This window comes from Nonomuraea sp. NPDC049684 (assembly GCF_044465345.1).
In the GTDB taxonomy this organism is placed as follows: domain Bacteria; phylum Actinomycetota; class Actinomycetes; order Streptosporangiales; family Streptosporangiaceae; genus Nonomuraea.
This window is the reverse complement of the sequence record NZ_JBITLO010000022.1, coordinates 59046-71346: the sequence shown is the minus strand read 5'-3', so window position 1 is coordinate 71346 and position 12301 is coordinate 59046. Positions and strand designations below refer to the sequence as shown.

General features: G+C 71.2%; 13 protein-coding genes. 3 read left to right on the top strand and 10 right to left on the bottom strand.

Annotation, left to right across the window (positions count from 1 at the left end; translation table 11 throughout):
• Positions 1-49: 49 nt before the first annotated feature.
• From ACIBST_RS44230 to lhgO, 4 genes are all read right to left on the bottom strand, one after another.
• Positions 50-709: a response regulator transcription factor gene (locus ACIBST_RS44230; protein WP_352361783.1), complete on the bottom strand. Its 660-nt coding sequence runs from the start codon at positions 707-709 to the stop codon at positions 50-52.
• A gap of 83 nt (positions 710-792) precedes the next feature.
• Positions 793-2205: a HAMP domain-containing sensor histidine kinase gene (locus ACIBST_RS44225; protein WP_358298788.1), complete on the bottom strand. Its 1413-nt coding sequence runs from the start codon at positions 2203-2205 to the stop codon at positions 793-795.
• Positions 2205-2897: a response regulator transcription factor gene (locus ACIBST_RS44220; protein ID WP_397179466.1), complete on the bottom strand. Its 693-nt coding sequence runs from the start codon at positions 2895-2897 to the stop codon at positions 2205-2207. Before ACIBST_RS44220 ends, ACIBST_RS44225 begins: the two co-directional genes overlap by 1 nt.
• A 17-nt stretch (positions 2898-2914) precedes the next feature.
• A complete protein-coding gene (gene lhgO / locus ACIBST_RS44215; RefSeq protein WP_397179465.1) occupies positions 2915-4162 on the bottom strand; it encodes an L-2-hydroxyglutarate oxidase in 1248 nt (415 codons plus the stop codon).
• Positions 4163-4178: 16 nt separating this feature from the next.
• Between lhgO and ACIBST_RS44210 the strand changes: the two genes are divergently transcribed.
• Positions 4179-4550 (top strand): hypothetical protein, encoded by a 372-nt coding sequence (locus ACIBST_RS44210; RefSeq protein WP_397179464.1) that lies wholly within the window; start codon positions 4179-4181, stop codon positions 4548-4550.
• Positions 4551-4554: 4 nt separating this feature from the next.
• Here the strand turns inward: ACIBST_RS44210 and ACIBST_RS44205 are convergent, their stop codons facing one another.
• A complete protein-coding gene (locus tag ACIBST_RS44205) occupies positions 4555-5553 on the bottom strand; it encodes a hypothetical protein (RefSeq protein ID WP_397179463.1) in 999 nt (332 codons plus the stop codon).
• A gap of 35 nt (positions 5554-5588) precedes the next feature.
• A complete protein-coding gene (locus ACIBST_RS44200) occupies positions 5589-6860 on the bottom strand; it encodes an MATE family efflux transporter (protein ID WP_397179462.1) in 1272 nt (423 codons plus the stop codon).
• A gap of 70 nt (positions 6861-6930) precedes the next feature.
• Between ACIBST_RS44200 and ACIBST_RS44195 the strand changes: the two genes are divergently transcribed.
• The gene (locus ACIBST_RS44195) at positions 6931-7899 is read left to right on the top strand and encodes an aldo/keto reductase (RefSeq protein WP_397179461.1); all 969 of its coding nucleotides are present in this window, start codon (positions 6931-6933) and stop codon (positions 7897-7899) included.
• 147 nt (positions 7900-8046) lie between these two features.
• Here ACIBST_RS44195 and thpR read toward each other — a convergent pair whose 3' ends face one another.
• From thpR to ACIBST_RS44175, 4 genes are all read right to left on the bottom strand, one after another.
• Positions 8047-8604: an RNA 2',3'-cyclic phosphodiesterase gene (thpR, locus tag ACIBST_RS44190; protein WP_397179460.1), complete on the bottom strand. Its 558-nt coding sequence runs from the start codon at positions 8602-8604 to the stop codon at positions 8047-8049.
• Between the two features lie 30 nt (positions 8605-8634).
• Positions 8635-9876: an MFS transporter gene (locus ACIBST_RS44185; protein ID WP_397179459.1), complete on the bottom strand. Its 1242-nt coding sequence runs from the start codon at positions 9874-9876 to the stop codon at positions 8635-8637.
• 23 nt (positions 9877-9899) lie between these two features.
• Positions 9900-10346: a MarR family transcriptional regulator gene (locus ACIBST_RS44180; protein WP_352320922.1), complete on the bottom strand. Its 447-nt coding sequence runs from the start codon at positions 10344-10346 to the stop codon at positions 9900-9902.
• 123 nt (positions 10347-10469) lie between these two features.
• On the bottom strand, positions 10470-11906 hold the full coding sequence (locus ACIBST_RS44175; RefSeq protein WP_397179559.1) for an NCS2 family permease: 1437 nt from the start codon (positions 11904-11906) through the stop codon (positions 10470-10472).
• Between the two features lie 91 nt (positions 11907-11997).
• On the opposite strand from ACIBST_RS44175, the gene ACIBST_RS44170 reads away from it, so the two are divergent.
• Positions 11998-12210: a DUF2530 domain-containing protein gene (locus ACIBST_RS44170; RefSeq protein ID WP_357976197.1), complete on the top strand. Its 213-nt coding sequence runs from the start codon at positions 11998-12000 to the stop codon at positions 12208-12210.
• The last annotated feature ends 91 nt before the right edge of the window (positions 12211-12301 follow it).

The following is a 12301-nucleotide window of genomic DNA, read 5'->3' as shown; positions in this document are numbered from 1 at the left end:
TACGGTGAGCGCCCGGGACGGTCCACCGGCCGGGGCCGCGCGGCGGGGATCAACCGGCGGGCGGCGGCTCCCTGAGCACGTAGCCGACGCTGCGCAGCGTGTGGATCAGGCGGGGCTCGACGTCGTCCACCTTGCGCCGCAGGTAGGAGACGTACGACTCGACGACGCCGGCGTCGCCGCCGAAGTCGTAGTTCCACACGTGGTCGAGGATCTGCGCCTTCGACAACACGCGGCCGGCGTTGACCATGAAGTAGTGCAGCAGCTTGAACTCCGTCGGGGACAGCCGCACCTGGCGGCCGGCCCGCCAGACCTCGCGGGCGTCCTCGTCCAGCTCCAGGTCGGCCACCTTCAGCCGGCTGGCCGGCGCCCCCTCCGTCCTGGTACGGCGCAGCACCGCGCGGATCCTGGCCTGCACCTCCTCCAGGCTGAACGGCTTGGTGACGTAGTCGTCGCCCACCCGCAGGCCGGCGATCTTGTCCTCGGTGGCGTCCCGGGCGGTGAGGAACAGCACGGGCGCGTCGATCCGCCTGGCCACCTCGAACCCGTCCAGGTCGGGCAGCATGACGTCGAGCACCACCAGGTCGGGCGCGGCGCGTTCGGCGACCTCGACGGCCTCCTGCCCGTCAGCCGCGGTCAGCACCTCGAATCCGGAGAAGCGCAGGCTGGCGGAGAGCAGGTCCCTGATGCTGGGCTCGTCGTCCACCACCATGATCAACGCCTCGCGGACCTCGCGGAGCTCGGGTTTTGTCACGATTCCAGGGTGACCCAGGCACCTGAGGGTTAGCTGAAGGCTCACTCCAAGGCGAGTGGGAGTTCGACCCGGAAGGTGGAGCCCTCCTCGGGCGAGCTGGTCAGCGTCACGGTCCCGCCGTGGGCCTGGACGAGCGCCTGCACGATGGCCAGGCCGAGCCCGCTGCCGCGGTCCTCGGAGGAACGGCGGCGGCTGCGCGCGGAGTCGGCGCGGTAGAAGCGTTCGAAGACCCGCTCGACCTGCTCGGGCGGCAGGCCGGGGCCGCTGTCGGCGACCTCGGTGAAGACCGTGTCGTCGGTCGCCCCGGCCCGGACGACGATGGGCGTGCCGGGCTCGGTGTGCACGATGGCGTTGGTCATGAGGTTGCTGATGACCTGCCGCAGCCGCACCTCGTCGCCGGAGACGATGAGCGCCGCGCCGCCGACCACGTCCAGCTTCACCGTACGGTCGGGGGCGAGGATCCTGGCGTCGTGCACGGCGTCGGCGACCAGGGCCAGCATGTCCACCGGGCGCATCTGGAGCGGGCGCTGCTGGTCCACCCTGGCCAGCAGCAGCAGGTCGTCCACCAGCAGGCTCATGCGCCCGGCGGCCTTCTCCACGCGCTGCATCAGCTCGGCGGGGTCGGCGCCGGGGTTCTGGCGGGCGTACTCGGCGAAGCCGCGGATGGAGGTGAGCGGGGTGCGCAGCTCGTGGGAGGCGTCGCCGACGAACTGGCGCATGCGGTCCTCGGAGCGGCGGGCCGCCGCCTCGGACGCCGAGCGCGCGGCGAAGGCGGTCTCGATCTGCGCCAGCATGCCGTTGAGCGACCTGGCCAGGCGGCCCACCTCGGTCCGGGGGTCGGCGTCCGGCACCCGGCGGCCGAGCTCGCCGCCCGCGATGGCCTCGGCCGTGCGCTCGATCTGGCCGAGCGGACGCATGCTGCGGCGCACGATCGTGACGCCCGCGACCGCCAGGATGAGCAGGATGCCGCCGCCGCCGAGCAGCTCGATCAGCACGAGCCGCCGGGTGATGGCGTCCACCTCCTCCAGGTCCACCGCGACGACCAGCGTGCGCCGCTGGATCTCGCTCTGGAGCACCCGCCACTCGCCGTCGCCGCCGGCGGCGGGCGCGGTGTAGGCGTCCACGCCGGGCGACTCGCGCAGCACGGGCTTGGGCTTGGCGTCCACGTCGCGGTCGCGCAGCATCGGGACGAACGCCTCACCCGGCTCCTTGACCAGCGCGATCGCGTCGGACTCGATGAGGATCGGGCGGTCGGGGGTCTCCCTGTCCCGCCGCCAGTCGCTGACGACCTTCTTGTGCATGCGCACGCTGAGCAGGTTGAGCTGGCTGTCCACCCGGTCCATGAGGTAGCCGTGCAGGACCGAGACGCTGACCAGGCCGACGAAGGTCATGCCGCAGCCGAGCAGGGCCAGCATCGCAGCGATCAGCTTGACCCGCAGCGGCAGGGCTCTCATCAGGGGCTCGGCGGCAGGCGCAGCACGTATCCGACGCCCCGCAGGGTGTGGATGAGCCGGGGGCTACGGTTGTCGATCTTCCTGCGCAGGACGGACACGTACGACTCCACGATGCCCACCTCGCCCCTGAAGTCGTAGTCCCAGACGTGGTCGAGGATCTGCGGCTTGGACAGCACGCGCCCGGCGTTGGTCATGAAGTAGCGCAGCAGCTTGAACTCGGTCGGCGAGAGCGAGACGGCGTTGCCGCCGCGCCAGACCTCGTGGCTCTCCTCGTCAAGCTCGATGTCGGCGAAGGTCAGCCTGGGCGGCGCGGCCTGCGCGTCCCCGCTCGTGCGCCGGAGCACCGCGTGGATCCTGGCCACGACCTCCTCCAGGCTGAACGGCTTGGTGACGTAGTCGTCGCCGCCGATCGTGAGCCCGCGGATCTTGTCCTCGGTCTCGTCGCGGGCGGTCAGGAACACCACGGGCGTGTGCAGCCCGCCGCTGCGCATGCGCCGGACGATCTCGAACCCGTCCACGTCGGGCAGCATGACGTCGAGCACGACGAGGTCGGGCCGGTGCCGTTGCACGGCGTTGACGGCGTCGAGGCCGCTCTTGGCCGTGGTCACGTCGAAGCCCGCGAACCTCAGGCTCGCGGCGAGGAGTTCGAGGATGTTGGGGTCGTCCTCGACGATCAGCAGGCGTGATTCCATCACCTTCAAGGATGCCCTCATCGGGAGAGTGCTGGAACAATTCCGGCAATATGCCGGGCAATTGCCAGGCTCGACGTCGCCGCGGGCGAGGGCGCGTTGCGGACCAGGACCACGCTTCCGTGGACGTCCACCACGAAGTCGTCCACCAGCCGGCCGTCCCTGGCGACGGCCTGGGCGCGGACGCCGCCGCCGGTCCTGACGAGGTCGGCGGCGGTGAGCTCGGGCACGTACCGCCGGGCGGCCCGGACGAAGGCGCTCTTGACGAGCGAGCCGTAGACCTCCTTGATCCCGGTACGCCAGTGGGTGCGAGCCATGCGAAGCGTCCCCGGCCAACGCAATATTTGCCCGAAATTTCGTATGTCTCGCCATCTGTAGCCTTCGTAGGCCAGGGCCAGCACCGCGTTCGGCCCCACCAGGACCTCGTCGTCGATGTGCCTGGTCAGATGCACGCCCAGGAACGGGTACCGCGGGTCGGGCACCGGGTAGATCAGCCCGCGCACCAGCTCCCTGGCCGCCCCGGCCAGCGCGTAGTACTCGCCCCGGAACGGCACGATCCGCACGTCCCCCGCCGCCCCGGCCATCCTGGCGAGCGCGTCCGTGCCGAGGCCGCCGCAGACCACCAGCCGGTCGAAGGCGAACCGCCTCCCCCCGGCCAGCACCTCGACGCCCTTCGACGTCTCGCGGATCGCCCGGACGGGGTGCGACAGGCGGACCGAGCCGCCCGTCCTGGCCACGTCGAGGGCGAGCGCGCGGGCGACGGCGGGGAAGTCGGCGATCGCGGTGTGCGGCGAGTGGATCGCGGCGACGCCGACCGCGTGCGGCTCGATCTCGCGCAGGCCGAGGCCGTCCAGCTCGGCGACGCCCGGCACGCCGTTGGCGCGCGCCCGCTCGGCCAGCGCGCGCAGCGGCGCGCGCTCGGCCCGCGTGCTCGCCACGACCAGCTTGCCGACCTCCCGGTAGGGCAGCTTGTGCTCGGCGCAGTACGCCTTGAGCAGCGCCACGCCCTCCCGGCACAGCCTGGCCTTGAGCGACCCCGGCGGGTAGTAGATCCCGGCGTGCACGACGCCGCTGTTGTGCCCGGTCTGGTGGGCGCCGACGCGCGGCTCCTTGTCCAGCACGGTCACCTCGGCGCCGCGCGTGGCGGCCAGCTCGCGGGCCACGGCCAGTCCGACGATCCCGGCGCCGACGACACCGATCTTTTCCGTCACACACCTGATTTTCCTGGTAAAGGCCGCCCTGCCGCCATACCTGGGCGAATCGAACATGAGTACGATGGCCTTCATGTACGTCCCGCCAGAGTGGCCCGCCGAGGTCCGCCCGCCCAGCGTCCCCGACTGGGAGACCTCGGCGGTGGCCTGGCTGCTCGACGCGGTGCCGCCCGACTACCGGGCCTACGAAGTGCTGAGGCGGCACCCGGTGGCCCTGGCCAGCATGGCCAGGCATCACGTCCGGTCGGCGGTCGAGGCCGCCCGCGCGGGCTATCGCGGCGCGGCCGTCGATCTCAAGGGCCACCTGCCGCCGCACGCCGTCGAGGCCGTGCTCGACACCTACCGCCAGGAGGGGCCGCGGCTGGTGCGCCTGTCGCGCTCGATCGAGGTGGTCGAGCGCGCGCTGCGCGGCGACATGTTCACCGCGACCATGCGCCGCCCGTGACGGCTCACCGGGTGCGGCGCGCGATGAAGGTGATCACCCCGGTCGCGCCCGCGGCCGCGGCCAGCCAGATCAGCACGTCCTTGGCGGTCAGGCCGCTCGGCTCGGCGGTGTCGGACGGCCGCGCGCTCTCCTGGACGGCGACGGGCTTCGGCGTGGGGGTGCTCGTGGCCTGGGCGCGCTCGGGCAGCGGCACCCGGTAGACCGGGCTGTTCGGGCCCTCCGAGCCGGTCAGCAGGGCCTTGCCGTCGGCGGTGTAGGCGATCGACTCGGCCTGCCGCAGCTCCGGCATGGGAACCCGGGCCAGCGTCTCCCCCGAGGGCCGGTAGAGGGTCGCCGAGAAGTACGTGCGGATGACGTAGGAGGAGCCGTCGGGGGCGTAGGCGGCGTCCGTGGCCATGATCGGGGCCGCGGCGACCCGGCGCAGGATGTTGACCCTGTCGGTGCGGAGCTTCTTCGGCGCGGCGTAGACGGACCCGGAGAACTCCTTGGACACGACGTAGAGCCGGCCGGTGGGCGGGTTGATCATGATGCCCTCGGCGTTGCGGCCGCCGCCGGCGTAGCGGAAGCGGTAGCGGGTGGCCGGCAGCGTGGCGTCCCGGAGCGTGCGCGGCTCGGCGACCTTGTAGATCGACACGTCGGGCCAGGCGCCGTCGAGGTTGTCGCCGATGTCGGCGAACCAGAGCGTGCCCTGCCCGGTGGCCGGGTCTCTGGTCGCCGCCATGGCCTCCCAGTCCCTGGCCTGGGCGCCGCGCAGGTGGAAGGTGGCCTTCGTACGCCCGTCGGCGCCGACCGCGTAGAACACGGGCGCGGCGGAGCTGTCGTTGTGGGTGTAGAAGACGTTCTCGTGCGTGGGCGAGACGGCCAGGCCGCTCGACTCGGTGATGCCGCGGTCCTTGAACGTGAACAGCTTCTCCGGCCCGTCGTCGTCGGCCCACGCCGGTGCCGCCGACAGCGCGAACGTCGCCGCCGCGGCGGCCAGGACCCGGAACACGACATCCCCCACCTCGCCATCATGCCCCACGACTCCGTCCGGGACGCTCAGGCCACCGCCTCCGCCACGCCCACGCGGGCGCTGTGACGGCGGAACCCGGCCCCCTGAAGCACCAGGAGCAGGCCGTTGGCCGCCGCCATGGCCACCCAGAGCCCGGTGATGCCCCACGTACGCGCCACCGGCACGGCGGCCGCCAGCAGCGGGCCGTAGCCGAGGACGAAGTAGGCCAGGCTCGCGCCCGACCTCTTGAGCGCGGTCAGCCCCATGCCCTGCACGGCCTGCGCGGCGTCGGCCAGCGACGACACCAGCATCAGCGGCAGCAGCGCGAGGGCCCGCTCGCGTACGGCGGCGTCACCGGTGAACAGCCCGAGCGCCCGGTCGCCGAGCAGCAGCAACGCCAGGGCCGCGGCCAGCGTGCCGGCGACGGCGAGCAGCGCGGCGGTGCGGTTGGCCCGCCGCGCCCCGGCCGGGTCTCCGGCGCGGGCCACCTCGGGCACCGACGCCTGCGCGACGGAGAGCGAGACCAGCATGATGAGGCCGGTGAGCGTGGTCAGCACCGCGTGCGCCGCGGTGTCGCGGGCGCCGGTCGCGCCCGCGGCGAACGTGACCACGCCGAGCACCCCGAACTTGATCAGCACGGTCGCCGCCAGCGGCACGCTGACCCGGGCCAACCGGACGATCTCGGCCACCCTGGGCCGCCCCTGCCCGATCGGCCGCCCGAGCGCCCGGCGCAGCAAGAGGCTGGCCACGACCGCGGCCACCACCCCGGCGACCACCCAGGCCACGCCCACGCCGTCGAGGCCGAGCCGCGGCGCCAGCACCGCGGTCAGCCCGCTCAGCAGCAGGCCGAAGGTGAGGCTCGGCCACAACATGTCGCGGCTGCGGCCGAGTGCCACCAGGATCGTGCTCGCGCCGCCGGTCGTGGCGAAGACCAGCAGGTAGGCGGCCAGGAACCAGGGCAGCAGGCCCAGCTCGCCGACCACCTCATCGGGCACCCCGCTCACCCGCGCGAGCGCGGGCACGCAGATGACGGCGAGCGCCCCCAGCGTCCCCGTGGCCAGGCTGAGCCAGCGCGCGTCCCGTACGACGGGCACCGCCGCGCCCGGATCGTCCCGGTACGGCGCCACGAACGGCCCGAGCCCCCGCAGCGCGCCCTGCACGGCGGCGCCGGCGGGGCTGAGCACCGCGGACATCACCGCGAAGGCGGCCAGCGCGACCGTCTCGTGGTTGCCGAGCACGGACGTGACCACCAGCGTCCCCATCATGCCGGTGACCATCGCCAGGAAGACCGGCAGCGCGGCGCGGAGCAGGACGATCACGACGACCCCGCGGAGATCATGAACTCACCCTATGGCCTGGAGCGCACTCCAGGTATTTAGTGTGGACCCCATGGACTATGTCAACCTCGGACGCAGCGGCCTCCAGGTGAGCCCGCTCTGCCTCGGCACGATGAACTTCGGCCCGCTGACCTCGGAGGAAGACTCCTTCGCGATCATGGACAAGGCCCACGACCTGGGCATCAACTTCTTCGACACCGCGAACGTCTACGGCTGGAAGAAGGGCGAGGGCATCACGGAGAACATCCTGGGCCGCTGGTTCGCCCAGGGCGGCGGCCGGCGCGAGCGCACGGTCATCGCGACCAAGCTCTACGGCGACATGGGCGACTGGCCCAACGAGCGCCGCCTGTCGGCGCTGAACATCCGCCGGGCCTGCGACGCCTCGCTGAAGCGCATGCAGACCGACTACATCGACATCTACCAGGCCCACCACGTCGACCGGAACACGCCTTTCGAGGAGTTCTGGGAGGCCATGGAGGTCCTGCGGCAGCAGGGCAAGGTCATCTACGTGGGCTCGTCCAACTTCGCGGGCTGGCACATCGCCAAGGCCCAGGAGACGGCGGCGCGGCGCGGCACGTTCGGGCTGACCAGCGAGCAGAGCCACTACAACCTGCTCACCCGGGCGGTGGAGCTGGAGGTGCTGCCCGCCTGCGAGGACTACGGCATCGGCGTGATCCCGTGGAGCCCGCTGGCCGGCGGCCTGCTCGGCGGCGTGCTGCGCAAGATCGACAAGGGCCGGTCCGCCTCCGACACCATGGTGCGGGAGCTGGACAAGCACCGGGACAAGATCGAGGCGTACGAGAAGCTCTGCGACGAGCTGGGCGAGGACCCGGCGTACGTGGCGCCGGCCTGGCTGCTGCGGCAGCGCGCGGTGACCGCCCCGATCATCGGCCCGCGCACGCTGGAGCAGCTCGAAGGCAGCATGCGCACGCTGGAGATCGAGCTGGACGAGGCCACCCTGGCCCGCCTCGACGAGATCTTCCCGGGCCACCGCACCGCCCCGGAGGACTACGCCTGGTGACGGCGTGACCGGCCGGGCCCGGCACGACCACGGGCCCGGCCGCCCGGGGCGGCTCAGGTCAGCAGGGCGCCGAGAATGACGATCAGGAACAGCAGGCCGAGCACGAGGGGCAGCAGCCAGGGGCGAGGACGGTCCACGCCCTGGAGCCTAGCCCCGCTTCACCGGTGCGAGCGCCCAATCGCCGAGTGACTCGTACCTCACCTGGGGCCCGGTGTGGCTGCGGAACAGGTGCAGCCGCTCGACCCGCCACGGCGACCCGGCGAAGGCGGCCAGCGACTCCACCAGCTCCCTGAGGTCGACGTCCGTCCGGGCCCTGGCCAGGGTGAGGTGGGCGTGGAACCGTTTCTCGTCGGTCTGCACGGCCCCCGCGCGGCGGCCGGCCGCGCGGGCCGAGTCGGCCAGCCTGTTCATGGGGTCGCCCGCGACCCCGGCCCAGAGCACCCTGGCCCGCCGCGCCGAGGAGAAGGCCCCGGCCCCGGCGAGGGCCACGTCGAGCACCGTGTGCCGGTGGGCGGCCCGCTCCAGGCGCACCTGGAGGTCGGGCAGCGCCCGTTCGGGCACCTCGCCGTAGAAGGCCAGCGTGACGTGCCAGGTGGGGCGGCCGGCCCAGCGCAGCCCCGGCACCTGCCCGACGTACGGCGCCACGGCCCGCTCGACCTCGTCGAGCGCCTCCTCAGGCGGGACCACGGCCGCGAAGAGCCTCATGTCATGCGATTGTCCCCGGACGGGGACGGATCACGCCATCGCCAGCGCCGGCCTGGCCACCCGGTTGCCGATCAGCTTGGTCACCATGACCGCGAGCCCGGTGCCCACCAGGACGAGCACGCCCGACAGCAGCACCCCCGTACGCGGACCGCCCAGCTCCGACAGCCACCCGATCAGCGGCGCCCCGATGGGCGCTCCCCCGGTGAAGACCAGCATGTAGATGCCCATGACCCGGCCCCGCATCTCCGGGGACGTGGCGATCTGCACGCTGGCGTTCGCGGCCGTGTTGATGGTGATCAACGCGACGCCGGTCGGGACGAGTAGCAGCAGATAGACCGGGTAGAAGGGGGCCAGCCCGGTCAGCACCTGGAACAGCCCGAACCCGATCGCCCCGGAGAAGAGCACCTTGCGCGAGAGTCTGGCCCGCCGCGCCGCCAGCAGCGCGCCGCCCAGCGCGCCCACCGCGAACATGCTGGAGGCCAGCCCGAACGACGACGCCCCGGCGCCGAACACCTCGCGGGCCATCAGCGCGATCGACATCGAGAACGACTGCGAGAACATCGACACGAAGGCGATCAGCAGGATCGGCATGAGGAGCTCCTCGCGCCGCAGCACGTACCGCAGGCCCTCCCTGAGCTGGCCCTTGGCCCTGGGCACCGGCTCGGACAGGTTGAGCTCGGACTTCCGCATGAAGACCAGGCTGGAGATCACCGCGCCGAAGGTGAGCGCGTTGATCAGGAAGATCGGTCCGGTGCCGCCCAGCAGGGAGATCAGGATGCCGGCCAGCGCGGGGCCCACCACGCGGGCGAGGTTGAAGATGGAGCTGTTCAGGGCGATGGCGTTGGGCAGGTCCTGCCGTCCGACCATCTCGACCACGAACGCCTGCCTGGTCGGCACCTCGACGCAGGAGATCAGGCCGAGCAGGAAGGCCATCACGAACACGTGCCAGACCTGCGCGGCGCCAGTCATGGTCAGCACGCCGATGGTGAGCGCGAGCACCGCCATCATCGACTGGGCGGCGATGAGGATGGGCCGCTTGGGGTACCTGTCGGCGAGCACGCCGCCGAAGAGCCCGAACAGCAACATCGGCAGGAACTGCAGGGCGGTCGCCAGGCCGAGGGCCGCCGCGCTGCCTCCCACGCCGTGCGGGCCCTTGGTCAGGTCGAGCACCAGCCAGTCCTGGGCGGTGCGCTGCAGCCAGGTGCCGACGTTGGAGACGGCGCCACCTGCCGCGAACATGCGATAGTTGCGAATCTTGAGCGACCGGAACATCCCGGTCTTGGGTTGCTCAGGCTCTATATCTTGCTGAGCTTCTCCAGGATCGGCGCCGCCTGCCGCAGGATCGACCGCTCCTCCGGCGAGAGCTCCTTCAGCCGCTGTGTCAGCCACGCCTCCTTGCGGCGGCGTTCCTCCTTCAGCAACGTCTGGGCGGCCTCGGTCACGGTCACGGTCACCTGACGCCGGTCGGTCGGGTGCGGGGTGCGTGCGACCAGGCCGCGTTCCTCTAGCGCGGCGATCACGCGCGTCATCGAGGGCGGTTGCACCTTCTCTAGCTCGGCCAATTCGCCGGGGGTTATCCCGGAATGCCGTTCCACGGCGGCGAGCGTCGCGAACTGGGTGGGCGTCAGCGAGTGCGCCGCCGCCTGACGCCGGAGTCGCCTGGTCAGCCTTGCCATCGACACGCGCAGGGCTGAGGCCAGGCCCGCGTCGCTGCGCAGGTCCATCTTGGGCTGGGTGTTCATTAGCACGTCTCATTACCTTTGCTAACTATATGCGAAGGCAAGATATTTCCTAGGTCAGGTTGTCTCACTCCTTGATACCCCGAAGCCGCCCCACATGCGCGGGGCGGCTCCTGGACGTCGAGGTCAGAGACCGATGGCGGCCCGGATCGGGCCGATCGCGAAGTAGAGGACGAACAGCGCGGTGACGCCCCACATGAGCGGGTGGATCTCGCGCGCCTTGCCCCGCACGACCTTGACCAGCACGTAGCTGATGAAACCGGCGCCGATGCCGTTCGAGATGGAGTAGGTGAACGGCATGACGACGATGGTGAGGAAGGCCGGGATGGCGATCTCGTAGTCGTCCCAGTCGATGTCGCGGATGGCGGTCATCATCAGGAAGCCGACGACGACCAGCGCGGGCGTGGCGGCCTCGTAGGGCACGACGGCGACCAGCGGCGCGAAGAAGATGGCGACCAGGAACAGCACCCCGGTGACCACGCTGGCCAGACCGGTCCGCGCGCCCTCCCCGACGCCGGCGGCCGACTCGATGTAGGTGGTGTTCGACGAGACCGACCCGGCGCCGCCCGCCGCCGCGGCGATCGAGTCGACGAGCAGGATCTCCTTGGTCCGCGGCAGCGTGCCGTCGGCCTGGACGAGGCCCGCCTGCCGGCCGACGCCGACGATCGTGCCCATCGTGTCGAAGAAGTCGGTGATGAGCAGGGTGAACACGAACAGCACGGCCAGCAGCACGGAGATCCGGCTGAAGGCGCCGATCGGGTCGAACTCCGTGAACAGCCTCAGCGGGTTGTGGAAGCCGAAGATCTTGTCAGCGGCGGGGATGGCGGGGACGTTGAGCTGCCAGCCACCGGCGTTCTCGGGCGAGGCCGCCCCCACCTTGGTGACCGCCTGGACGATCATCGCCAGGACGGTCGATCCGACGATGCCGATCAGGATCGCGCCCTTGACCTTGCGCGCCACCATGGCGGCGGTGGCCAGCAGGCCCACGATGAACACGAACACCGGCCAGGAGGTGAGCTGGCCGCCGATGCCCAGCTCCAGCGGCGTGCCCGCGGCCTTGCGCACGAAACCGGCGTCCACGAAGCCGATCAGCGCGATGAACAGGCCGATGCCGACGCTGATGGCGGTCTTGAGCTGGGCCGGGATGGCGTGGAACACCGCCGTCCGCAGGCCGGTCAGCACCAGGATCGCGATGATGACGCCTTCGAGGAAGACCAGGCCCATGGCCTCCTCCCAGGTCATCACCGTGGCGATGTTGAAGGTCACGAAGGCGTTGAGCCCGAGCCCGGCGGCCATCGCGAACGGCACCCGGCCGACCACGCCCATGATGATCGTCAGGATGCCCGCCACGAACGCCGTGCCCGCGGCGACCAGCGCCACCTGCGGGGTCGTGCCATCGCCGATGACCTGGCCGTCGATGTCCTTGCCGTAGGCGAGGATGATCGGGTTCAGCACCACGATGTAGGCCATCGTGAAGAACGTGGCCAGGCCGCCGCGCACCTCACGGGAGATCGTCGAGTCTCGTGCAGAGATTGCGAAGAAACGGTCTATTGCATTACGCATGTCACTCACGGGCCGAAGAGTGACAGTAGTGGTGAGCTGGGAAAAGTGTCCGCAATCGGATCGAGACCCGATTGGAAGCTAGGCTGGACACGTGAAGCAGCAGTGGCACCCCGATCCCGAGCCGATCAAGACCAACGACACGGCCGCCGTCGGTGCCGGCACCGCCCTGTGGGCCGTCGCCCTGATCGTCCTGCTGATCTTCCGCCCGGCCCCCGAGAACACGTGGTGGATCTGGACCTGCGTCACCGGGGTCGGCTTCGGCCTCTTCGGCATGTGGTTCGTCCGCCGTCCGCGCCGGGGTTGACATTCATCATCTTCCGGACATCTCCGAAGTCATCAGGAACCCATGTCTCCCTCCACTACCTGGGCGGACGCCGTTCCCGCAGGCTGGTCAG